Here is a 24,455-nt window from a genome sequence, read left to right on the forward strand (position 1 = left end):
AATGTTTATCCCCACAACAACATAATCAGCGTTAAACTATTCATACCATTCATATAGGGAGAAAAGATGATGCGCGTACTGGTTGTTGAGGATAACGCATTGCTACGCCATCACCTGAAGGTTCAGCTTCAGGAGATGGGTCATCAGGTGGACGATGCCGAAGATGCAAAAGAAGCCGATTATTATCTCAATGAGCACCTGCCGGACATCGCCATCGTCGACCTCGGATTGCCTGATGAAGACGGTTTGTCGTTGATTCGTCGCTGGCGGAGCCATGATGTCTCCCTTCCGGTTCTGGTGTTGACCGCACGTGAAGGCTGGCAGGACAAGGTTGAAGTGCTCAGCGCGGGCGCGGATGATTACGTCACCAAGCCGTTTCACATCGAAGAAGTGGCGGCACGCATGCAGGCACTGCTACGCCGCAACAGCGGCCTGGCCTCCCAGGTGATTTCGATTCCCCCTTTCCAGGTTGATCTCTCCCGTCGTGAATTCTCGATCAATAATGAAGTCATTAAGCTGACCGCGTTTGAATACACCATCATGGAAACGTTAATCCGCAACAGCGGCAAAGTGGTGAGCAAAGACTCCTTAATGCTTCAGCTTTATCCGGATGCCGAGCTGCGTGAGAGCCATACGATTGATGTGTTGATGGGACGTCTGCGCAAGAAAATTCAGGCGGAGTACCCGCAGGACGTGATCACGACCGTCCGTGGTCAGGGCTATCTGTTCGAAATACGCTAAATGAAAGGGATCTTGCGTCATATTCTGCCCCTCTCGCTGCGGGTTCGCTTTTTACTGGCAACGGCCGCCGTCGTGCTGGTGTTATCCCTCTCCTACGGCATGGTGGCTCTGGTGGGCTACAGCGTCAGTTTTGATAAAACAACTTTTCGACTGTTGCGTGGTGAAAGCAACCTGTTTTATACCCTGGCGAAATGGGAAAACAACACGATCACCGTCGAAATGCCGGAAAACCTTAACCAGCAAAGCCCGACCCTAGCCCTGATTTATAACGAAAAGGGAAAACTACTTTGGGCACAACGCGATATCCCATGGCTGGTTAAAAGTATTCGTCCGGAATGGCTTAAGACCAATGGTTTCCACGAACTTGAAGCCGATCTGAACACCACCAGCTCGCTGCTGCGCGAGGACCGCTCCCTGCAGCAAAAGCTGAATGAGATCCGCGCAGACGATGCCGAAACAGAAATGACGCACTCCGTGGCGATTAACCTCTACCCGGCCACGATGAACATGCCGCAGTTAACCATCGTGGTGGTCGATACCATCCCGGTCGAACTTAAACGTTCTTATATGGTATGGAACTGGTTCGTCTATGTTCTGGCCGCGAATCTGCTGCTAGTAATCCCGCTGCTGTGGCTCGCCGCGTGGTGGAGTTTACGCCCCATCGAATCGCTGGCGAGAGAGGTGCGCGAGTTGGAAGAACATCATCGTGAGAAGCTCAACCCGGACACTACCCGCGAGCTGACAAGCCTGGTGCGTAACCTCAACCGTCTGCTAAAAAGCGAACGTGAGCGCTATGATAAATACCGCACCACCCTCACCGACCTCACGCATAGCCTGAAAACGCCGCTGGCGGTGATGCAAAGTACCCTGCGTTCGATGCGCAGCTCAAAGCTGAGCGTTGATGACGCCGAGCCGGTGATGCTGGAACAGATCAGCCGTATTTCTCAGCAAATTGGTTACTATCTGCACCGTGCCAGCATGCGTTCCGGCAGCGCGTTATTGAGCCGCGAACTGCATCCTGTGGCACCGCTTCTGGATAACCTCACCTCCGCGCTCAACAAGGTTTACCAGCGCAAAGGGGTCAATATCAGCCTCGATATCTCTCCCGAAATCAGCTTTGTTGGTGAAAAAAATGATTTCATGGAAGTGATGGGCAATCTGCTGGATAACGCCTGTAAATATTGCCTGGAATTCGTGGAAGTTTCCGCGCGTCAGACGGATAACGAATTGCATATTATCGTTGAGGATGATGGCCCGGGGATCCCGCGCAATAAACGTGATGTGGTATTCGACCGCGGTCAGCGTGCGGATACGTTGCGCCCCGGCCAGGGGGTTGGGTTAGCGGTGGCACGCGAAATCGTCGACCAGTACGACGGAAAAATTGAAACCGAAGACAGTTTACTCGGAGGCGCCAGAATGGAGGCCATTTTCGGTCGCCAGCAGCCCACATCGAACGATAGTTAACCCGTTATGTGAAAAATGCGAGGATCTCGCACCCAGGCTCCTGTGCTTCCGTTATAATCCGAGTCAGTAAGAGCCTGCGGAATAAAAAAATATGGATTATCACTTAACACTTAACTGGCCCGAATTTATTGAACGTTACTGGCAGAAACGCCCGGTCGTTCTTAAACGCGGGTTCAGCAATTTTGTCGATCCCCTCTCCCCTGACGAACTGGCCGGCCTGGCCATGGAGAGCGAAGTCGACAGCCGCCTGGTAAGCCACCAGGACGGGAAATGGCAGGTCAGCCACGGTCCTTTCGAAAGCTACGATCACCTCGGTGAAAACAACTGGTCATTACTGGTTCAGGCGGTTAACCACTGGCATGAACCGACTGCGGCGTTAATGCGTCCGTTCCGCGCCCTGCCCGACTGGCGAATGGACGATCTGATGATCTCCTTCTCCGTGCCAGGAGGGGGCGTTGGTCCGCATCTGGACCAGTACGACGTGTTCATCATTCAGGGTACAGGCCGCCGCCGCTGGCGCGTGGGCGACAAAGTGCCGATGAAACAGCACTGCCCGCATCCGGACCTGCTTCAGGTCGATCCGTTTGAAGGGATTATCGATGAAGAGCTGGAGCCGGGTGATATTCTCTATATCCCACCTGGGTTCCCGCACGAAGGGTATTCGCTGGAAAACTCGCTGAACTACTCCGTCGGATTCCGCGCACCAAGCGGTCGCGAAATGATCAGCGGCTTTGCTGACTACGTGCTGCAGCGTGAACTGGGCAGCCATCGTTACAGCGATCCGGATGTGCCTGCACGCGAGCACCCGGCTGATATTGTGCCAGCCGAACTGGACAAGCTTCGCGGCATGATGCTGGATTTGATCAATGAACCGGCGCATTTCAGCCAGTGGTTTGGTGAGTTTATCAGCCAGTCACGCCATGAGCTGGATGTGGCACCGCCAGAGCCGCCATACCAGGCCGACGAGATTTATGACGCATTGCAGCAGGGCGACAAACTGGTTCGTCTGGGCGGGTTGCGCGTACTGCGCATCGGTGAAGATGTTTTCGTTAACGGCGAGAAGCTGGACTCCCCTCACCGTCCGGCGCTGGAGGCTATTGCCAGCCACTTGACCTTAACGGCCGATACCTTTGGCGATGCGCTGGAAGATCCCTCTTTCCTCGCGATGCTCGCCGCGCTGGTGAACAGCGGGTACTGGTTCTTTGAGGACTAAACCGTAAAGAAAAGCGTGCCGGGTGGCGGCTTCGCCTGACCCGGCCTTTTTTTTGTCCTTACCGCGCCGCGGTCAGCTCCGCAATTCGCACAATCACCTTCACCGCTTTTTCCATTCCTTCCAGCGTCACGAATTCGTGCTTGCCGTGATAGTTGTAGCCACCGGTAAACAGATTCGGGCAAGGCAGCCCCATGAACGACAGCTGCGAACCGTCTGTGCCGCCACGAATCGGTTTTAACAGCGGTTCAATATCACAGTCACGCATTGCCTGCTGCGCGATATCGAGGATATGCGGATGCGCCATCACTTTCTCGCGCATATTGTAGTAGCTGTCTTCGATAATCAGCTCGATATAGCAATCCGGATGCAGGCCCTTACCGACCTTTTTGGCTATCTCCATCATCTTACGTTTACGCGCTTCAAATGCTTTACGGTCAAAGTCGCGAATGATGTAGTGCATCTGCGCACTGTCTACGGTGCCCTTAATGCTGGTCAGGTGATAAAAACCTTCATAACCGTCGGTCTGTTCCGGGCTCTCTTCTGGCGGAACTTCCGCATGAATACGCGCCGCCAGCGACAACGCGTTCACCATGACCCCTTTGGCGGAGCCAGGATGAACGTTGTTTCCGACGATTTTGATTGTCACGGACGCGGCGTTGAAATTCTCGAACTCCAGTTCCCCTACGCCGCCACCGTCGACGGTATAGGCCCACTTCGCGTTAAAGGCCTCTACGTCGAAGTGTTTTGCCCCCTTGCCGACCTCTTCATCCGGCGTAAAGGCGACACGGATATCCCCGTGCGGGATATTTTTCTCTTTCAGCACCGCCAGCGCCGTCATGATCTCGGCAATACCCGCTTTGTCATCGGCACCCAGCAGCGTTTTGCCGTCGGTGGTGATGAGCGTCTGACCGAGCAGCTGGTGCAGCACCGGGAACATCACCGGCGACAGCACTTCGTCACCAATCCCCAGCGCAATGTCACCGCCGCGGTAGTTTTCAACAATCTGCGGGTTCACATGTTTACCGCTAAAATCCGGAGAGGTGTCGACATGGGAGATAAAGCCAATCGCCGGGATATCGCCGGAGACATTCGCAGGCAGCGTTCCCATCACAGTGCCTTTCTCGCTTAACGTGACGTTAACCAGCCCCATGGCGTCGAGCTGCTCTTTGAGCAGGTTTAATAACTTCCACTGGCCTTCGGTGCTTGGCACCTGGCGGACACCCGGTTTAGATTGGGTATCCAGCGAAACGTACTGTAAAAAACGCTCAAGTAATTTATCCATGCAGTCACCCTCACTTTTTGTGACAACATTATCAATAAGCATCAAAAGGCAAATATTGCGTCAGGTCACTTTTATCCCGCAAACGAGAATATTTTCCGTTTATATCGTATCCGTTAGTAAATGTAGCTTATGAATCAGTGACAAGGATTGGCGATTACAGTGGTTTGCCGTAGAATGTCCGCCCTCATTACGAGTCACCAAGGTGGTTACACACAAACCCCGCTTCGGTCTGCATCCCGGAGCGTCTATATGGGACAGCGCAAAAATTGAATACACAATCCCGTTCACGTTCACCGCTGGTGCAACTGGAACGAATTCGTAAAAGTTTTGATGGTAAAGATGTTATTTCCGGGCTCAACCTGACCATCAATGACGGTGAGTTCCTCACGCTGCTTGGCCCCTCTGGCTGCGGCAAGACAACCGTACTGCGCCTTATCGCCGGACTGGAAAACGTCGATAGCGGTCACATCCACCTTGAACACCAGGATATCACCCAGGTCCCCGCCGAAGAGCGGCACGTGAATACCGTCTTTCAGAGCTATGCCCTGTTTCCGCACATGACCGTGTTCGAGAACGTCGCATTTGGCCTGCGGATGCAAAAAACACCGGCCAGCGAGATCCCTGCTCGCGTTACCGACGCGCTGCGCATGGTGCAACTGGAAGAATTTGCCCAGCGTAAGCCACACCAGCTTTCCGGCGGCCAGCAGCAGCGCGTTGCTATCGCCCGCGCTGTGGTCAATAAACCGCGTCTGCTCCTGCTGGATGAGTCACTTTCCGCGCTGGACTACAAACTGCGCAAGCAGATGCAGAACGAGCTTAAAGCCCTGCAGCGCAAGCTCGGCATTACCTTTGTCTTCGTTACCCACGATCAGGAAGAGGCACTCACCATGTCGGACCGTATCGTGGTGATGCGTGACGGCAAAATCGAGCAGGACGGCACGCCACGTGAAATCTATGAAGAGCCGAAAAACCTGTTCGTGGCCAGCTTCATTGGGGAGATCAACATTTTCAACGCCACGGTGATTGAACGCCTGGACGAACAGCGCGTGCGGGCCAACGTAGAAGGCCGCGAGTGCAATATCACCGTGAATTTCGCCGTCGAAAAAGGGCAAAAGCTCAACGTCCTGCTGCGCCCGGAGGATCTGCGCGTTGAAGAGATCCACGGCAATACTGATGCCGAGGGACTGATTGGCTATATCCGGGAGCGCAACTATAAAGGGATGACGCTGGAGTCTGTCGTCGAACTGGAAAACGGTAAGATGGTGATGGTCAGCGAGTTCTTTAATGAGGACGACCCTGATTTCGACCACTCCCTCGACCAGAAAATGGTTATCAACTGGGTAGAAAGCTGGGAGGTTGTACTGGCTGATGAAGAACACAAGTAAATTCCAGAATGTGGTGATTGCTACTATCGTCGGTTGGCTTGTGTTGTTTGTCTTCTTACCCAACCTGATGATCATCGCCACCAGCTTCCTGACCCGCGACGATACTGACTTCGTAAAGCTGGTCTTTACGCTGGACAACTACTCGCGTCTGCTCGATCCGCTCTATTTTGACGTGCTGTTGCACTCGCTCAATATGGCGCTGATCGCCACCGTTGCCTGCCTGGTGCTGGGTTATCCCTTTGCATGGTTTCTGGCGCGTCTGCCGCAAAAAGTGCGTCCACTGCTGCTCTTTTTGCTGATCGTGCCTTTCTGGACCAACTCCCTGATCCGCATCTACGGGCTGAAAATTTTCCTCAGCACCAAAGGCTATCTGAACGAGTTCCTGTTGTGGCTGGGCGTGATTGATACGCCAGTGCGCATCATGTTTACGCCGGGTGCGGTCATTGTGGGTCTGGTCTACATCCTGCTGCCCTTTATGGTGATGCCGCTCTACTCCAGCATTGAGAAGCTGGATAAACCGCTGCTGGAAGCTGCGAGAGACCTGGGCGCCAGCAAACTGCAGACCTTTATCCGGATTATCATTCCGTTGACCATGCCTGGCATCATTGCAGGTTGCCTGCTGGTAATGCTGCCGGCAATGGGCTTGTTCTACGTGTCCGACCTGATGGGCGGCGCGAAAAACCTGCTTATCGGCAACGTGATTAAGAGTCAGTTCCTGAACATTCGCGACTGGCCGTTCGGTTCCGCTACCAGCATTACGCTCACGGTGGTGATGGGTCTGATGCTGTTGATCTACTGGCGTGCTTCACGATTACTGAATAAAAAGGTGGAACTCGAATGATCGGTCGACTGCTTCGCGGCGGTTTTATGACCGCCATCTATGCGTATCTTTATATTCCGATCATTATTTTGATCGTGAACTCGTTTAACAGCTCGCGTTTCGGCATCAACTGGCAAGGTTTCACTACCAACTGGTACAGCCTGCTGATGAACAACGACAGCCTGCTGCAGGCTGCTCAGCACTCCCTGACGATGGCGATTTTCTCCGCCACCTTCGCCACGCTGATTGGTTCGCTTACCGCCGTGGCGCTCTACCGCTATCGCTTCCGGGGTAAACCGTTCGTCAGCGGGATGCTGTTTGTGGTGATGATGTCGCCGGATATCGTCATGGCGATTTCGCTGCTGGTGCTGTTTATGCTGCTGGGCGTCCAGTTGGGCTTCTGGTCACTGCTGTTCTCCCACATCACTTTCTGCCTGCCGTTTGTGGTGGTCACCGTCTTCGCACGCCTGAAAGGGTTTGACGTGCGCATGCTGGAAGCCGCAAAAGATCTGGGTGCCAGTGAGATGACCATTCTGCGCAAAATCATCCTGCCGCTGGCGATGCCCGCCGTTGCTGCCGGATGGCTGCTGAGTTTTACCCTGTCGATGGACGATGTGGTGGTCTCCTCCTTCGTCACCGGCCCGAGTTATGAAATTCTGCCATTGAAGATCTATTCAATGGTGAAAGTCGGCGTCTCGCCCGAGGTGAACGCGCTGGCGACCATACTGTTAGTGTTCTCGCTGGTGCTGGTGATTGCCAGCCAGGTTATTGCTCGTGATAAAACAAAATCTCAGGGGACAATGAAATGAAAAAAATGCTTGCCGCTGCGGCACTGGTGCTCGGAATGGGTGCCGCGCACGCTGATGACAGCAAAACGCTCTATTTCTATAACTGGACCGAGTATGTGCCACCAGGCCTGCTGGAGCAGTTCACGAAAGAGACGGGCATCAAGGTTATCTATTCTACCTATGAGTCGAATGAAACCATGTACGCCAAGCTCAAAACTTACAAAGAAGGCGCGTACGATCTGGTCGTCCCGTCGACCTATTTCGTCGATAAAATGCGCAAAGAGGGCATGATTCAGAAGATCGATAAAACGAAGCTCACTCACTTCAACAATCTCGATCCGGAGATGCTTAATAAGCCGTTTGACCCGAATAACGACTACTCCATTCCTTACATCTGGGGCGCAACCGCCATTGGTGTCAACAGCGAGGCTATCGATCCGAAAACCGTTACAAGCTGGGCCGATCTGTGGAAACCGGAATACAAAGGCAGCCTGCTGTTAACCGACGACGCGCGCGAAGTGTTCCAGGTAGCATTGCGTAAGCTCGGCTACTCAGGCAATACGACGGACCCGAAAGAGATTGAAGCGGCCTATAACGAGCTGAAAAAGCTGATGCCTAACGTGGCGGCATTCAACTCTGATAACCCGGCAAACCCGTATATGGAAGGCGAAGTGAATCTGGGCATGGTGTGGAACGGCTCCGCGTATGTTGCCCGTCAGGCCGGTACGCCGCTGGAGGTAGTGTGGCCGAAAGAAGGCGGGATCTTCTGGATGGATAGTCTCTCTATTCCTGCAAACGCGAAGAACGTTGACGGTGCCCTGAAGCTAATTAACTTCCTGCTGCGCCCGGACGTCGCGAAACAGGTTGCGGAGACCATTGGTTATCCCACCCCGAACCTCGCTGCGCGTAAGCTGCTCAGCCCGGCCGTCGCGAACGACAAATCGCTCTATCCGGATGCGCAAACCATCAGTAAAGGCGAGTGGCAAAACGATGTAGGTGACGCAAGCCGCATCTATGAAGAGTATTACCAGAAATTAAAAGCGGGCCGGTAAGCGGCCAGGCTTTCTTCCTCACTCCGTCTTAGCGGAGTGAGGAACGATTAACTGACGGCGTTCTCCCCGGCCCAGATCGTGGCCTTCCTCATCGCCTCTACGATGTCTTCCTCTGCCAGCCCCAGCGCGTGACTTATTCTGCTTGCCTCATCCCACTGCTGCTGCTCGTAGTAATGGCAGAGGCGAACCATGTCCGCTAACTGCCCTTCCTGATGGCACAACGCATTACTCACGCTCTGCGGGACAGCAATTTGCGTCATCAGCTCTGCCATCGGCAGCTCAAGCAGGGTATCAAGCAGTGAGAACAGACCGCACATGAACGCATTCTCAGCCAGCATCGGCTCGTTCAGTTTCTCGGCAATCAGTTCACAGAATTTCCCGCGCATCATACTCATCGGGTAAAGCTCGGTGACGGTGTCGTTGGCTGCACTTGCCAGCACTACAACGGCTACAAACCTTCTGAGCTGATTTTCTCCAAGATACCTCAGCACTTCACTCAGCGTTAACTTGCTGAAATTACAGGCCCCCATGTGTTTAAAAGCGGTGTGCTTCATATAGCGCATGATTTTATAGGACAGCGTGAGGTCGCTTTTGATTAACGCCTCGATGATCCGAAAGTCAGGTTTATTGCGTCCTACTTCCATTTGCAGACGGAAAATTGCAAGCTGATTTTGCGATAGCCGTTTATATTTAATCACCTCCGGACGACAGAAAAAATATCCCTGAAAAAGAGAAAATCCGGCATCGCTGTATTGTTTGAATTCCTCTTTAGTCTCAATTTTTTCAGCCAGATATTTAATATGCCCGGTCAGGCTTTTACGCTCACTCAGGTAATTTTTAATTTGCGCTAAGGTGTAATTCTGGACATCAAATTTGATGATGGAAATATAGGGCAAGAAAACATCCCATTCCGGTGCGAGAGTGAAATCATCGAGCGCAAAGCAGTACCCGTGCTCATACATTTCTCTCACGGCCTGCAAAAGCGCCTCACCCGGGTCAGCATCTTCCAGGATCTCAATGACCACGTTGTTTTTGTCCAGCGCCTCAGCGCTGCGGTCGATGATCATCCGGGAAGGAAAATTGATAAACGACGTATGTTCCCCGGCGATGCGCTGAGATGGCACGGATAAGAACTGGTCTGATATCATTCTGGACGTGGCATATTCCGCCGACACATCGGGGAAACGGTTGGTCATTCCGTCTCTGAAAAGCAGCTCATAGGCCACGGTATTCATATCGAGGTTAAAAATGGGTTGTCTCGCGATAAATCCATACATATCCCATCCTCCTGAACGTCTTTATATTTATTAGCATCCCCTATCTGCACAACGATAACGAGCATTATCGAACACTAATTTGATTGAATGCACAAAATAAAAGCATCCACACTAATTAACGGGAATTAGCGATCAAAAATTTAAATTAAATATACCCGGTGCTCTACAGAAACATGGCGAAATATCCGATAAGTGATCTGTGCCTGCCCGACATGCACGTCATTACGGGAGTTGAGAATGAAAGACGCCATGGTCCGAAAACAAAAAATAAGAGTCAAGACGTTGATGCTATTGTCCATTTTCCTCACCGTGACGGTGGGCTTTACGGCAACGATCGGTTTTATGATGTGGCAGTGGATGGATCAGCAAGAAGTGCTGGCTAAAAAACACATCCGCCAGATTGCTGAAGTGCAGTCGTTGCAGGTCAGTAAACAGATGGATTCCGCTCTGGCGGCCGCGCGTGACATGGGAAACAGCGCTCAGGCACTGCGCGACGCGGGCATCGCTGATCGACAGGGACTCAACCAGCTGCTAATCCATTATCTCTCAGCGCACCCTCAGTTTCTTTCAATGTCGATGGCCTTTGAACCTGATGCCTTCGATGGCAACGATGCCACCTTTGCCGGTCAGAGCGGTGAAGATCCCGCCGGACGTTACGCCCGCTACGTTGACCGCGACGCCACAGGCAAACCGGCATTACATCTGCTGACGGACATCGAAACGCCCGGCAGCGGTGATTATTATCTGCTGCCGAAGCAACGGCAAAAAGATGTCATCATCGAACCCTATATTTATCCCTACAATGGGGTGGACCTAATGCTCACCTCGATTGCCGCCCCCATCATGCGTGAGGGTCAATTCCTGGGGTCCGTCACGTCGGATTTCTCACTCGCTACCCTGCAATCGATGATCGGGGCGATTAAACCGTGGAACGGTACAGGCTACGCCCTGCTTCTGTCGGCGGGCAACAGCGTGGTTTCCAGCCCGGATAAACGTGCCGTAGGCAAGCCTTACACCGGAACTGTCACAGGGGATGAGGTGATACGCACAAACGATCCTCAACTGAAGGAAGAGGCGTTTATCACCTGGCAGGCGATTACCATCGGCAACAGTCAGACGCCCTGGAAGCTGTCTATCGTCACCCCGGTCAGCGAAGTGATGGCCGAGGCAAGACAATTTTTACTGAAAGCCATCCTCCTGATGGTGTTAAGCATTGTGGTTGTCAGCCTGGTCATGGCGCAAATCTTTACCCGTAAAGTGGACCGCCCGGTGGGGGGCGAACCGTCAGATGCCGCCGGGATCGCGCTGGCCGTGGCCGAAGGCGACCTGAACAACGCTATCCCGGTGCGTCCCGGGGATACCAGCAGTATTTTTTACGCCCTGCACACCATGCAGATGCAGCTCAAGCGCATCGTGGGTAACATCAGCGAAGCCAGCCACTCCGTTCACGGTGGCACCAGTGAAATTTCGGCAGGCAATCTCGATCTGGCCTCACGCACCGAAGAACAGGCAGCGGCGATTGTCGAAACCGCGGCCAGCATGGAAGAGATTTCGGTCACGGTGAAAAATAACGCCGACAATGCGCACAAAGCTACCACCCTTACCGATCGCGCCGCGACCCTTGCCGGACATGGCGAGACGCTGGTCAACGATGTCGTGGTGGTGATAGGGGAAATTGACGAAAGCGCCCGTAAGATTGGAGAGATCAACAGCATTGTGGACGGTATCGCCTTCCAGACCAATATTCTGGCGCTGAATGCCGCCGTAGAAGCGGCGCGCGCGGGCGAACAGGGGCGCGGTTTTGCAGTGGTGGCGGGTGAAGTGCGCAACCTTGCCCAGCGAAGCGCCAACGCGGCAAAAGAGATCTCGCAGCTGATAGCCGAGTCTTCAGGCCGTGTCAGCAAAGGCGTTGAGCTGGTCAATGAAACCGGCGTCATGATGAAGCAGGTCATTGAGGCCGTGTCGCATGTGCATCTGGTGATTAACGATATTGTTCAGGCTCTGGATGAGCAGAATCGGGGAATTAGCCAGGTCAGCATTGCCGTCAATCAGATGGACAGCACGACCCAGCAGAACGCGTCCCTGGTACAATAGATCTCGGCAGCGGCCCTGTCGCTGGACGAACAGGCGAAATCGCTGGAGAAAACGCTGGCGTACTTTACGCCATAAACAAAAAAAGGCACCCGCAGGACGGGTGCCTTTTCAGGCTATCGCGATTACAGCCCTTTCAGGAGCTTATCGACAAACTCCGGTACGACGGTACTGGCCAGGCCATAGTGCTTCTCTTCGAACTCACTGCCCACCTGGCTCGGCTCAAGATTCAGCTCAACCGTATGCGCGCCGTGCAGCCGCGCTTCGTGAACAAAGCCGGCCGCCGGATAGACATGGCCAGATGTGCCAATGGCGATAAAGACATCCGCCATGGCCAGTGCGCTGTAGATGTCATCCATACCAAGCGGCATTTCACCAAACCAGACCACATGCGGACGCAGGCGCGACGGAAACTGGCAGCAGTGGCACTTATCTTCAGGCAGCACGTCCTCTTTCCAGTCCAGCACCTGACCGCTCCAGGCGCAGCGAACTTTCAGCAGTTCACCGTGCATATGGATGATGTTTTTGTTACCAGCCCGTTCATGCAGATTGTCGATATTCTGCGTAACCAGTAAAAAACGATCGCCAAGCGCCTCTTCCAGCTTCGCCAGCGCCAGATGCGCCGGGTTAGGCACAACCTCTGGCTGCTGCAGCTGACGACGGCGGGCGTTATAAAACGCCTGCACAAGATCCGGATCGCGGGCAAAGCCTTCCGGCGTCGCCACATCCTCAACACGGTGCTCTTCCCATAACCCGTCCGCAGCGCGGAAAGTGCGAATACCTGACTCTGCGGAGATCCCCGCCCCGGTCAGCACCACCACTCTGGGTTTATCCATCGCTTCTGGCATCATTCTGTCTCTGAAAAAGATCCGCTGGCGCAAGCGCTCACGTAAGCGGCATTTATTTTTGCGAAAACGGCTGAGTCGACCTAAGCGACGCGACAGCATAAAAACCTCGTAAACTAATCGGTGAGATGAAGGAATGCGGCTCCGCGCATCCCTCCTGCGTCCCCGTGTCGCGCACGTTCAATACGCGGCACGCGGGCAACCGGCAATAAATGTCGGGGCAAACGCCCGGACAGCTGTTCCGTTAACGCGCTAAAGTTTGAAAGCCCTCCCCCAATCACCAGCAGATCCGGGTCGACGATGGTGAGAATATTTCCCAGACACACCGCCAGCAGATCCAGATAGCGCTCAACGTGCTCTCGCGCCTGCGCATCCCCCTGCTCCCACAAGGTAATGATTTGAGGGGCTTCAAGTTTCTGATGATAGAAGTGTTCGTAAAGCCATGCAAACCCACGTCCGGAGAGGTAGTTCTCAATACAGCCATGCTGACCGCAACCGCAGCGGGTCAGCGGGAAGTCGCGCCCGACGACCGCCAGGGCATCAACCGGCAGGCGGATATGGCCGAACTCTCCCGTAATGTAACTGCGCCCGGTAATCGGCTTACCGTTGATGACGATCCCTCCCCCTACGCCCGTGCCGAGGATCAGCCCCATCACCAGCGGATAGCGCTGAAACTCATCGTCCCAGGCTTCGGAGAGTGCAAAACAGTTGGCATCATTATCTAAACGCACGTCGCGTTCAAGCAGAGCGGAGAGATCGGCGCGCAGCGGTTTACCGCTGGCAGCAGGAACGTTGGCCGCATACAGCGTACCATCGTCAGTTTCGGGCATTCCCGGAATACCAATGCCGACGCTGCCTTTCACGCCAAAACGTGAATCAGCTTGCGCCACCAGCGCGGCAATGGCAGTTAAAAATTCATCATAGCTTTCGCGTGGTGTGGGAACGCGGGTTTCCCACTGCAGTTTGAGGTTTTTATCAAACACGCCCAGCGCAATTTTGGTGCCGCCAATATCAAATCCATAATACATCACGCATTCCTCTTTTTGATTTGGCGGCCTGACGACCGCTAAATCATGACGTAATTACTGGCCACTTAGTACCCTCGCCGGATCAATTCGGCTTGCGCGACGCGCCGGATACCAGCTTGCCAGCAGACTCAGTAAAAGTGCCGTTACCAGCACATAAAAAACGTCCAGCCAGTGCAATTCAGACGGCAGGAAGTCAATAAAATAGATATCACCTGACAGGAACTGGTGGCCAATAAGCGCCTCGATGCCATTGATAATTGGCGTCAGCTGCAGAGAAACCACCACGCCAATCACCACGCCGCAGAGGCTCCCGAACAGCCCAGCCAGCAGACCGTACCAGACAAAGATGGCGCGAATAAGACCGTCTTTTGCCCCCAGGGTACGCAGGACGGCGATGTCGCCGCTCTTGTCTTTGACCGCCATCACCAGCGTCGAGACGATATTAAAGCACGCGACCCCAATCACCAGCACCATCGCCAGATACATAATGGCGCGGATCATCTGGATATCACGGTACATATAACCGTAAGTGCCAATCCAGCTTTTGATGTAGACATAGTTATTGGTCACGCTACCGGCATCACGCACCAGCTTATTGGCGTTGAAGACGTCGTTGACCTTAATGGCAATCCCCGTCACGCTGTCGGCCATGTCGAGATACTGGCGCGCATCTTCCATCGGTACCATCGCAAAGCTGTGATCGAGCTGGCCGCTTAACTGAAGAATACCGGTGACGTGCAGGCGTACACGTTTAGGCTGCTGCAGCTTGTGGTCGGCACTGGCGTTCGGGATCATGATAGAGACCCAGTCGCCCTGCTTAACCTTCAGGGCCTCGGCAACGCCTTTGCCCATAATAATTTGCTGTTCACCGGCCTTAAAGTTTGCCCACGCGCCGTTTTGCACATATTTCGGCAACGCGCTGAGGCGCTCTTCCTGCACCGGGTTCACCCCTTTTACCTGAATGGCGCGCAGGTTAACGCCGCTCTCGACCAGCCCGGTAAAGTTAATGTAGGGTGCTGCCGCCACGATGCCTGGCACTTTTTCGATTTTGCTCAGGGCATCGCTCCAGTGCGTCCACGGCTGATTCACCGGTTCGATTTCACCGTGCGGGACCACCGCCAGGATGCGGTTATTCAGTTCACGCTCAAAACCGTTCATGGCGCTAAGGCCCACGATCAGCACCGCCACCCCCAGCGCAATACCGATGGTGGAGATCACCGAGATCAGTGACACCATGCCGCCGCGACGACGTCCGCGGCTAAAACGCAACCCTATGAGTAACGATAACGGTGAAGCCATTACTCCGCCCCCATCAGGGTCAGTTCTGGGTTCAGATGACCGTCGCGCATCTCAAGCTGACGTCCCATCCGTTTTGCCAGCTGGAGATCGTGGGTTACCACCAGAAACGCGGTTCCCTGCGAGGCATTCAACTCACCCAGCAGCTGGAAAATACTGTCCGCGTTGCGGGCGTCCAGGTTACCCGTTGGCTCATCCGCCAGTACCAGGCGCGGATTGTTGACCAGCGCACGCGCAATGGCCACACGCTGGCGTTCACCGCCGGAAAGTTCAGAAGGACGATGGCTACCGCGATGCCCAAGCCCAACCGCTTTCAGCATATCGCTGGCGCGGGTGTTAATTTCTGCGGGTTTCTTTTTACCAATCAGCAGCGGCATCGCCACGTTTTCCAGCGCCGTGAAATCCGGCAGCAGGTGGTGGAACTGGTAGATAAAGCCCAGCTCGCGGTTACGCAGCTCCGCTTTTGCCGCAGATGACATTTTGCTCATTGGCTGGCCGGAGAAAATCACGTCACCGCTGGTGGGTGTATCCAGCCCACCGAGCAGGTGTAATAACGTACTTTTGCCGGAGCCGGAACTGCCCACAATCGCCATCATCTCACCTTCTCCCACGCTGAAGCTCACATTGTGCAGCACGTCAGTCTGCACAGTGCCTTCCTGATAGCGTTTGGACAGGTTGTCGCATTGCAACAGGATCTTATTCATAACGTAAAGCCTCAGCGGGTTGAGTGGCGGCAGCGCGCCAGGAAGGATAAAGCGTAGAAAGCAGCGCAATGGCCATCGCAGCCAGCGCAATCCCAATCACCTGTAACGGTTCGATAGCCACGGGCAGAGCCGCACCATCAAGCAGAGCGCCGATGATCGGCATTAAATTGTTAAGCTGGCTGGCGAGCAGCGCCCCCAGCACCGCACCGAGTAGCGCACCGATAATCCCGGCACTGGCACCCTGCACCATAAATACCGCCATGATCTGGCGCGGCGTTAGCCCCTGAGTCTGCAGAATGGCGACCTCACCCTGCTTTTCCATCACCATCAACCCCAGTGAGGTGATGATGTTGAAGGCCGCGACCGCCACGATCAGGCTCAGCAGCAGCCCCATCATATTTTTTTCCATCCGCACGGCCTGGAACAGCTCGCCCTTGCGTTCACGCCAGTCCTGCCATTTGGTCCCTTCCGGCAACGTTTGCTGGCTGAGGGTATCCACTTTTAGCGGGGCGTCGAGCCACAGGCGCCAGCCGGTGATATTCCCCGCCGGATAGCGCATCAGACGTGACGCGTCCTGAATATTCACCAGCATCTGATAACCATCGACTTCGCTGTTGGCGGCAAACGTGCCAACCACCGTGAACAAGCGCTGGCTTGGCAAACGTCCCATCGGCGTAAACTGACTGGCCGACGGCACCATTACGCGCAGCTGGTCGCCACGGTTGACGCCAAGCTGCCCGGCCAGTTGCTCGCCGAGGATCACGTTATATTTGCCGGCTTCCAGGTCGGTCTGCTTCACGTTCACGAGGAACGGCGTCAGCGGGTCGTTTTGCGCCGGGTCAATGCCCAGCATCACGCCGACCGCCACGCTACGGGCGCTTTGCAGCACCACATCGCCCGTGGTTAACGGCGCAACGCGCGTGACACCCTGTAACTTCGCCGCGCTTTCCGGGAGCTGTTGTGGGTTAACGGAACCGTTGGTTGAGGAGAGGATAGCCTGCGGCATCAGCCCCAGGATGTTGTTTTGCAGCTCGCGCTCAAAGCCGTTCATGACGGAAAGAACCGTCACCAGAGCCATTACGCCAAGCGTAATGCCAATAGTCGAAAGCCAGGAGACAAAGCGACCGAAGCGGTCCGCGGCGCGCCCACGCATATAACGTAAGCCTATGAAGAGTGCGACAGGTTGGTACATGAAATCCGTCTGTTTGCTGATAGCAGACCCACGAGTATATAAGCGAATCCCTTAAGCGTAAATGACTGAAACCGTAAGCTTTGGTAATCATTTTTCTGAAAAATTCAGATAAATCAGGGTACTACTCTCTGAAACCTCACTGTACAGCCTCCACCTTTTCCGAAAAACCTCCTGATACAGACTGTTACCCGTTACATCACGGTTTTGTTTAACAACAATTGTTCGTTCGTTTATGGCAAAAAGGTAGTCGCGAACAATGAAGCAAAAAGCATTATGGATTAACCAGATAAAAGGGCTGTGTATCTGCCTGGTGGTTATCTACCATTCAGTCATCACCTTTTATCCCCATCTCAATGGGTTACAACATCCGTTATCCGGTCTTCTCGCCAAATGTTGGGTCTATTTTAATCTCTATCTTGCTCCCTTCCGCATGCCGGTGTTTTTCTTCATTTCCGGCTATCTGATTCGACGTTACATCGATGAGGTGGACTGGCGTACCAGTCTCGATAAACGGATCTGGAGTATTGTCTGGGTGCTGGCGCTGTGGGGCGTTCTGCAATGGCAGGCGCTGAGCCACCTCAACGCCTGGCTTGCTCCCGAGCGTGAACTGGCCACTTCCTCCAATGCGGCCTATGCCGATTCCCTTTCCGGGTTTGTGAAGGGAATGCTCACCGCCAGCACCAGTCTCTGGTATCTGTATGCCCTGGTGGTCTATTTCACGCTGTGTAAACTGCTGAGCCGCTGGAAGCTGCCGGTACTGGGGCTGCTGGCACTGGCGAGCGTCGCGATAAACTTCCTGCCGCTGCCGTGGTGGGGAATGAACAGCGTGGTGCGCAACATGATCTACTACAGCCTCGGCGCGTGGTATGGCGCTGAGCTGATGGCGTGGATGAAAGGGTTCAATCTGCGTCGCGCCTGGCTGGCATTAGCCGCGTTCGCTGCCGTTTCTGTGGTGCTGTGGTTTGCTAACGTCCCGCTGCTGCTCTCCCTGCTGTCGATTGTGTTAATCATGAAGCTTTTCTACAGCATTGAGCAACGTTATGCCGTCCATCCTAATAATCTGCTTAACGTGATCGGTTCTAATACCATCGCGATTTATACCACCCATCGCATCCTGATTGAGGCCTTTAGCCTGTTCCTGATTGGTGAGATGAATGCCGCATACTGGCCGGTCTGGGCGGAACTGACGTTGATTCTGGTCTACCCGTTTGCCAGCCTGTTGCTCTGCACCGTTGCCGGGCTTGGGGTCCGTAAGATCTCCACCGCACTGTTTGGTGATGTGTTCTTCTCCCCGCCTTCCACGCTTTCTCCGTCATCGGCCAGCCGCTGATGCGCTTTTCGCCCCCTTTTGGGGGCGAATTTCCTCCCTGTGCGGTTCCGGTTTGATTATGTAAAACGATCGAGGATAATAAAGACATTGCGTATCAGTGATATGCCCCAATACTGTTGGTATATCCCCAAGAGACTCTGACATAGCCATGCCTGAACACTATCGATATTCCTTGCCTGTCAAAGCGGGCGATCAGCGCCAGCTGGGCGAACTTACTGGCGCGGCGTGCGCCACGCTGGTGGCAGAAATCGCTGAGCGACACCCGGGTCCGGTGGTACTGGTTGCCCCGGATATGCAAAATGCCCTGCGTCTGCATGATGAAATCCGCCAGTTCACTGACAATCTGGTGTTCAGTCTGGCCGACTGGGAAACGCTGCCGTATGACAGTTTCTCGCCGCACCAGGAGATCATCTCCTCTCGTCTGTCGACCCTGTATCAGTTACCGACGATGCAGCGCGGCGTGCTGATCGTCCCCGTAAACACCCTGATGCAGCGCGTCTGTCCGCACAGCTATCTTCATGGCCATGCGCTGGTGATGAAAAAAGGCCAGCGCCTGTCCCGGGACGCCCTGCGCGCGCAGCTCGACAGCGCCGGTTATCGCCATGTCGATCAGGTGATGGAGCACGGGGAATATGCCACGCGTGGTGCACTGCTCGATCTTTACCCGATGGGCAGCGACCAGCCGTATCGTCTGGATTTCTTCGATGATGAAATCGACAGCCTGCGCGTGTTCGACGCCGACACGCAGCGCACGCTGGAAGAAGTGGACTCCATCAATTTACTGCCCGCACATGAGTTCCCGACCGACAAAACCGCAATCGAGCTGTTCCGCAGCCAGTGGCGCGACAGATTCGACGTCAAACGCGATGCCGAACATATCTATCAGCAGGTCAGCAAAGGGACGCTGCCGGCGGGTATTGAATACTGGCAGCCGCTGTTTTTTAACGAGCCTCTGCCCGCGCTGTTCAGCTATTTCCCGGCCAATACGCTGATTGTTAACACCGGTGATATCGACGCCAGCGCCAGCCGTTTTGAGAGCGAAACCCGCGCCCGCTTTGAAAACCGGGGCGTGGACCCGATGCGTCCGCTGTTGCCACCGGAAGTGCTGTGGCTGCGCACTGATGAGCTGAACGCCGAGCTCAAACGCTGGCCGCGTATGCAGCTCAAAACCGATTCGCTCGCCGACAAGGCCGCCAATACCAACCTCGCCTTCCGCACGCTACCGGATTTATCCGTTCAGGCGCAGCAGAAGTCGCCGCTGGATAATCTGCGCAAGTTCCTCGAGTCCTTTACCGGGCCGGTCGTGTTTTCCGTTGAAAGTGAAGGCCGTCGGGAAGCGCTGGGTGAACTGCTGGGGCGGATCAAAATTGCGCCGAAACGTATTTTGCGCCTGAGTGAAGCCACCGATAATGGCCGTTATCTGATGATTGGCTCCGCCGAGCACGGGTTTGTGGATACCCTCAACAATCTGGCGCTGATTTGCGAAAGCGACCTGCTGGGGGAACGCGTGGCGCGCCGCCGTCAGGACAGCCGTCGCACCATTAATCCGGACACGTTGATCCGTAACCTCGCCGAACTGCACCCCGGCCAGCCGATTGTTCACCTCGAGCACGGGGTTGGCCGTTATCAGGGCATGACGACGCTGGAAGCCGGTGGCATCAAGGGCGAATACCTGATGCTGACCTACGCCAATGACGCCAAACTCTATGTGCCGGTCTCTTCCCTGCATCTCATCAGCCGCTATGCCGGCGGTGCAGAAGATCATGCGCCATTACATAAACTGGGCGGCGACGCCTGGGCGCGCGCGCGGCAGAAAGCCGCGGAAAAAGTGCGTGATGTGGCGGCAGAACTGCTGGATATCTACGCCCAACGCGCGGCCAAAGAAGGCTTTGCCTTCAGGCATGATAAACAACAGTACCAGATGTTCTGCGATAGCTTCCCGTTTGAAACCACGCCGGATCAGGCTCAGGCCATTAATGCTGTGCTGAGCGACATGTGCCAGCCGCTGGCGATGGACAGGCTGGTTTGCGGCGATGTCGGCTTCGGCAAAACCGAAGTGGCGATGCGCGCCGCCTTCCTCGCGGTAGAAAACAACAAACAGGTCGCGGTGCTGGTGCCTACCACCCTGCTCGCCCAGCAGCATTTTGACAACTTCCGTGACCGTTTCGCCAACTGGCCGGTTCGTATTGAGATGCTGTCACGTTTTCGCAGTACCAAAGAGCAGACGCAGATTCTGGAACAGGCCAGCGAGGGTAAGATCGATATTCTGATCGGCACCCACAAGCTGCTGCAGAGTGATGTGAAGTGGAAAGATCTGGGGCTGTTGATCGTCGATGAAGAACACCGCTTCGGGGTCCGTCATAAAGAGCGTATTAAAGCGATGCGTGCCGACGTCGATATCCTCACCCTCACCGCCACACCGATTCCGCGAACGCTGAATATGGCGATGAGCGGCATGCGCGACCTGTCGATTATCGCCACGCCGCCGGCACGTCGTCTGGCGGTAAAAACCTTTGTTCGTGAGTACGACAACCTGGTCGTCCGCGAGGCTATTCTGCGTGAAGTACTGCGCGGGGGTCAGGTCTATTATCTCTACAACGACGTGGAAAATATCCAGAAAGCGGCGGACAGGCTGGCAGAACTGGTGCCGGAAGCGCGCATCGCTATCGGTCACGGTCAAATGCGCGAGCGCGAGCTGGAGCGGGTGATGAACGATTTCCACCACCAGCGCTTTAACGTCTTGGTGTGTACCACCATCATTGAGACCGGGATCGATATTCCGACGGCCAATACCATCATTATTGAGCGCGCGGATCACTTTGGACTGGCGCAGCTTCACCAGCTGCGTGGCCGCGTTGGCCGCTCGCACCATCAGGCCTACGCCTGGCTGCTGACCCCGCATCCGAAAGCGATGACTACCGATGCGCAAAAACGTCTGGAGGCTATCGCATCGCTGGAAGATCTGGGCGCGGGCTTCGCGCTGGCGACACACGACCTTGAGATCCGCGGTGCAGGTGAACTTCTGGGCGAAGACCAGAGCGGCTCGATGGAAACCATCGGCTTCTCGCTCTATATGGAGCTGCTGGAAAATGCAGTCGATGCCCTGAAGGCCGGACGTGAGCCATCGCTGGAAGATCTGACCAGCCAGCAGACTGAGGTGGAACTGCGCATGCCTTCCCTGCTGCCGGATGATTTTATTCCGGATGTGAACACACGTCTGTCGTTCTACAAACGTATCGCCAGTGCGAAAAATGAGAACGAACTGGATGAAATTAAGGTAGAGCTGATCGATCGCTTTGGCCTGTTGCCGGATGCCGCGAGAAACCTGCTGGATATTGCGAGGCTGCGCCAGCAGGCACAGAAGCTGGGCATTCGTAAACTCGAAGGCAATGAAAAAGGTGGCGTGATTGAATTTGCCGAGAAGAATCACGTTAATCCGATGTGGCTAATCGGTCTGCTCCAGAAACAGCCGCAGCATTTCCGTCTGGATGGTCCAACGCGTCTGAAATTTACGCAGGAGCTGACGGATCGTAAAAACCGGATGGAGTGGGTTCGTCACTTTATGCGTCAGCTGGAAGAGAACGCTGTCGCATAATTCCCCTTCCCCCCGTTGGCGCAATGCTTACGGGGGGACAATTTACAAACTCTTTGCACTTCACCTGGATTTCCCGACATACCCATTCGCCATAATTATCGTTAACGCCTTATAAAACAATAACCTTATTATTTATATGGATTATGGTGATGATGAACTCTTCGCGTTTTACCCGCTGGATAACCGTGTTTGCGCTGGCAGCAACGGTCGCTGTTGCGCTTCCTGCACGCGCAAATACCTGGCCTCTTCCCCCTGCTGGCAGCAAGGTCGTGGGCGAAAACCGTTTTCATGTGGTTGAAAATAATGGGGGATCGCTCGAAGCGATTGCCAAAAAATATAACGTAGGCTTTCTGGCTCTGCTGCAGGCTAACCCTGGCGTCGACCCCTATGTGCCACGCGCTGGCAGCGTCCTGACCATCCCGTTGCAGACCCTTCTCCCGGATGTCGCGCGCGAAGGGATCGTGATAAACCTTGCCGAGCTGCGTCTTTACTATTACCCACCGGGTAAAAATGAAGTCACCGTTTATCCAATCGGTATTGGCCAGCTGGGCGGCGACACGCTGACACCAACAATGGTCACCACCGTATCGGATAAACGTGCCAACCCAACCTGGACGCCAACGGCTAATATTCGTGCTCGCTATAAAGCACAGGGAATTGATTTACCGGCTGTGGTGCCAGCGGGTCCGGAGAATCCGATGGGTCACCACGCGATCCGTCTTGCGGCCTATGGTGGCGTTTACCTTCTGCATGGAACAAATGCGGATTTCGGTATCGGGATGCGCGTCAGTTCCGGCTGTATTCGTCTGCGCGATGATGATATCAAGACGCTCTATAGCGTGATCACGCCTGGTACCCGAGTGAATATTATTAATACGCCCATTAAGGTTTCTGAGGAGCCGGGTGGCGTAAGACTGGTTGAAATTCACCAGCCGTTATCGAAAAACATTGGCGACGATCCGCAGACACTGCCAATTAATCTGAATGCCGCGATGGTGAGCTTTAAAACGAATGCCCGCACGGATGGCATCGTGATGGAGCGTGCGATGGAGGCGCGTTCCGGGATGCCCACCGATGTCACCCGGCATCAGGATGTCACCCAGCAGTCGATGTGATCCCCAATAAAAAAAGCCCTGCTGAGCAGGGCTTTTTTACAGTGGCATCGCAGTGGCATAAATGAGGGTTTAGCCCGGCTTATTTGTAGATAACAGCGGTGCCGTGCAGGGTGTTAGGACCGGTCACTGAGGTGATGCGGAAAGATTTTGCACCCATCTCGTCAGCTTTCTGCGCCAGCTGATCTTCCAGTGAGCCCAGGTTAGTCCCGGCAGAAGCAGAGATAGTCCCGACTTTATGCTGATCAGCAGGGGTTGATTGCACTTCAACCGCAGCGAAGCTTGCAAAAGAAAGTGAACTCAGAACAGCAGCAGCGATGAGGGTTTTTACGTTTTTCATGATTTTTACCTTTGGGCAGATGATTTGGAGGTCGTTAGCCATTTAGTTAACGATCGATAGGTAAATAATAAATGTGATCCAGCTCACGCGTCAACATCTTTTTATAACGAACATTAATTAAATTTTAAATTCGTTATTTTTCATACCCATATGATTAATTTATTTTTCTCTCATCAGTGCTGGTGGTCACCCGCGATTATTTTTATAATGATTATTCAACAAACCAACAGAGGACCAACGGCAAATGACAACCGACGTGACGAGTTGCGCGAAGAAAAGCCGTGGCCGACCAAAAGTGTTCGACAGGGATGCAGCGCTTGATAAGGCCATGACTCTCTTCTGGCAACATGGGTATGAAGCGACCTCGCTTTCCGATCTGGTGGAAGCTACCGGTGCCAAAGCACCCACGCTGTATGCTGAATTCACCAATAAAGAGGGGCTGTTCAGGGCAGTGCTGGACAGATACATTTCGCGCTTTGCGGCGAAACACGAAGCCCAGCTGTTTTGTGAAGAGAAAAGCGTAGAACAGGCGCTACGGGACTACTTCACCACCGTCGCGACCTGCTTCACCAGTAAAGATACCCCTGCGGGCTGCTTTATGATTAACACCTCTGCCACCCTTGCGGCCTCCTCAAAAGAGATTGCCAACACGGTGAAATCGCGCCATGCCATGCAGGAAGAGACGCTAAGCGCGTTCCTGTCTCAGCGCCAACAACGAGGTGAAATTCCTGCGCATTGCAATCCACAGATGCTGGCGCAATACCTGAACTGTATTTTGCAGGGTATGTCGATAAGCGCCCGTGAAGGGGCTACGCTGGAAAAACTGCAAACAATTACCGCGACCACGCTGAAACTGTGGCCTGAACTGCTCAAAATCTGACGCAAAAAAAAGCTCCTCAG

19 protein-coding genes and 1 pseudogene are annotated in these 24,455 nt (G+C 54.3%); 12 read left to right on the top strand and 8 right to left on the bottom strand.

Features of this window, described 5'->3' with window-relative positions:
• The first annotated feature begins 69 nt into the window (after positions 1–69).
• The 3 genes from phoP (at position 70) to F8561_RS16085 (ending at position 3,418) form a co-directional block, all read left to right on the top strand.
• On the top strand, positions 70–741 hold the full coding sequence (gene phoP / locus F8561_RS16075) for a two-component system response regulator PhoP (RefSeq protein ID WP_032670531.1): 672 nt from the start codon (positions 70–72) through the stop codon (positions 739–741).
• Positions 742–2,205, top strand: a complete 1,464-nt coding sequence (gene phoQ, locus F8561_RS16080) for a two-component system sensor histidine kinase PhoQ (protein ID WP_151887701.1) — start codon at positions 742–744, stop codon at positions 2,203–2,205.
• 91 nt (positions 2,206–2,296) lie between these two features.
• Positions 2,297–3,418, top strand: coding sequence for a cupin domain-containing protein (locus F8561_RS16085; RefSeq protein WP_032677894.1), 1,122 nt, complete (start codon positions 2,297–2,299; stop codon positions 3,416–3,418).
• 58 nt (positions 3,419–3,476) lie between these two features.
• On the opposite strand, the gene pepT is transcribed toward F8561_RS16085, so the two are convergent.
• Positions 3,477–4,700 (bottom strand): peptidase T, encoded by a 1,224-nt coding sequence (gene pepT, locus F8561_RS16090; RefSeq protein ID WP_032681239.1) that lies wholly within the window; start codon positions 4,698–4,700, stop codon positions 3,477–3,479.
• Between the two features lie 233 nt (positions 4,701–4,933).
• Here pepT and potA point away from each other — a divergent pair, with 233 nt between their 5' ends.
• Genes potA through potD form a run of 4 tightly spaced genes read left to right on the top strand, consistent with a single transcriptional unit; the run spans position 4,934 to position 8,745 of the window.
• Positions 4,934–6,085 (top strand): spermidine/putrescine ABC transporter ATP-binding protein PotA, encoded by a 1,152-nt coding sequence (gene potA, locus F8561_RS16095; protein ID WP_181240015.1) that lies wholly within the window; start codon positions 4,934–4,936, stop codon positions 6,083–6,085.
• A complete protein-coding gene (potB, locus tag F8561_RS16100; protein WP_020884651.1) occupies positions 6,069–6,926 on the top strand; it encodes a spermidine/putrescine ABC transporter permease PotB in 858 nt (285 codons plus the stop codon). The genes potA and potB overlap by 17 nt, the downstream gene beginning before the upstream one ends.
• On the top strand, positions 6,923–7,714 hold the full coding sequence (potC, locus tag F8561_RS16105) for a spermidine/putrescine ABC transporter permease PotC (RefSeq protein ID WP_014169603.1): 792 nt from the start codon (positions 6,923–6,925) through the stop codon (positions 7,712–7,714). Before potB ends, potC begins: the two co-directional genes overlap by 4 nt.
• Positions 7,711–8,745, top strand: coding sequence for a spermidine/putrescine ABC transporter substrate-binding protein PotD (gene potD / locus F8561_RS16110; RefSeq protein WP_014169602.1), 1,035 nt, complete (start codon positions 7,711–7,713; stop codon positions 8,743–8,745). Before potC ends, potD begins: the two co-directional genes overlap by 4 nt.
• 47 nt (positions 8,746–8,792) lie before the next feature.
• Here potD and F8561_RS16115 read toward each other — a convergent pair whose 3' ends face one another.
• Positions 8,793–10,022 (bottom strand): EAL and HDOD domain-containing protein, encoded by a 1,230-nt coding sequence (locus tag F8561_RS16115; RefSeq protein WP_020884653.1) that lies wholly within the window; start codon positions 10,020–10,022, stop codon positions 8,793–8,795.
• A 237-nt stretch (positions 10,023–10,259) separates the two neighbouring features.
• Here F8561_RS16115 and F8561_RS16120 point away from each other — a divergent pair.
• A pseudogene (locus F8561_RS16120) lies at positions 10,260–12,191 on the top strand (methyl-accepting chemotaxis protein).
• Between the two features lie 47 nt (positions 12,192–12,238).
• Here the strand turns inward: F8561_RS16120 and cobB are convergent.
• From cobB to lolC, 5 genes are read right to left on the bottom strand one after another with little or no spacing between them, the layout of a single operon-like run.
• Positions 12,239–13,060 carry a Sir2 family NAD+-dependent deacetylase gene (gene cobB, locus F8561_RS16125; protein WP_151887702.1) on the bottom strand — a complete coding sequence of 274 codons (822 nt, stop codon included), beginning with the start codon at positions 13,058–13,060 and terminating at the stop codon, positions 12,239–12,241.
• A gap of 14 nt (positions 13,061–13,074) precedes the next feature.
• Entirely contained in the window at positions 13,075–13,986 is a 912-nt protein-coding gene (gene nagK, locus F8561_RS16130) for an N-acetylglucosamine kinase (RefSeq protein ID WP_025204444.1), read from the bottom strand.
• Positions 13,987–14,040: 54 nt separating this feature from the next.
• Entirely contained in the window at positions 14,041–15,285 is a 1,245-nt protein-coding gene (gene lolE / locus F8561_RS16135) for a lipoprotein-releasing ABC transporter permease subunit LolE (protein WP_014169597.1), read from the bottom strand.
• Positions 15,285–15,986, bottom strand: a complete 702-nt coding sequence (lolD, locus tag F8561_RS16140; RefSeq protein ID WP_041162538.1) for a lipoprotein-releasing ABC transporter ATP-binding protein LolD — start codon at positions 15,984–15,986, stop codon at positions 15,285–15,287. Before lolD ends, lolE begins: the two co-directional genes overlap by 1 nt.
• Entirely contained in the window at positions 15,979–17,178 is a 1,200-nt protein-coding gene (gene lolC, locus F8561_RS16145) for a lipoprotein-releasing ABC transporter permease subunit LolC (RefSeq protein ID WP_025204446.1), read from the bottom strand. Before lolC ends, lolD begins: the two co-directional genes overlap by 8 nt.
• A 256-nt stretch (positions 17,179–17,434) precedes the next feature.
• On the opposite strand from lolC, the gene F8561_RS16150 reads away from it, so the two are divergent.
• The 3 genes from F8561_RS16150 to ldtC all read left to right on the top strand — a co-directional run bounded on the left by F8561_RS16150 (position 17,435) and on the right by ldtC (position 23,218).
• Positions 17,435–18,508, top strand: coding sequence for an acyltransferase family protein (locus F8561_RS16150; RefSeq protein WP_047366428.1), 1,074 nt, complete (start codon positions 17,435–17,437; stop codon positions 18,506–18,508).
• A 148-nt stretch (positions 18,509–18,656) separates the two neighbouring features.
• Positions 18,657–22,103 carry a transcription-repair coupling factor gene (gene mfd, locus F8561_RS16155; RefSeq protein ID WP_113656783.1) on the top strand — a complete coding sequence of 1,149 codons (3,447 nt, stop codon included), beginning with the start codon at positions 18,657–18,659 and terminating at the stop codon, positions 22,101–22,103.
• 149 nt (positions 22,104–22,252) lie between these two features.
• On the top strand, positions 22,253–23,218 hold the full coding sequence (gene ldtC, locus F8561_RS16160) for a L,D-transpeptidase LdtC (RefSeq protein WP_151887703.1): 966 nt from the start codon (positions 22,253–22,255) through the stop codon (positions 23,216–23,218).
• Between the two features lie 79 nt (positions 23,219–23,297).
• On the opposite strand, the gene bhsA is transcribed toward ldtC, so the two are convergent.
• Complete coding sequence (bhsA, locus tag F8561_RS16165) at positions 23,298–23,555, bottom strand: multiple stress resistance protein BhsA (protein WP_013097102.1); 258 nt, start codon at positions 23,553–23,555, stop codon at positions 23,298–23,300.
• A 244-nt stretch (positions 23,556–23,799) separates the two neighbouring features.
• Between bhsA and comR the strand changes: the two genes are divergently transcribed.
• Entirely contained in the window at positions 23,800–24,435 is a 636-nt protein-coding gene (gene comR / locus F8561_RS16170) for a TetR family copper-responsive transcriptional repressor ComR (RefSeq protein WP_014169591.1), read from the top strand.
• Positions 24,436–24,455 lie beyond the last annotated feature (20 nt).

Origin of the sequence: Enterobacter sp. 198 (genome assembly GCF_009025585.1) — a bacterium.
In the GTDB taxonomy this organism is placed as follows: Bacteria; Pseudomonadota; Gammaproteobacteria; order Enterobacterales; family Enterobacteriaceae; genus Enterobacter; species Enterobacter ludwigii.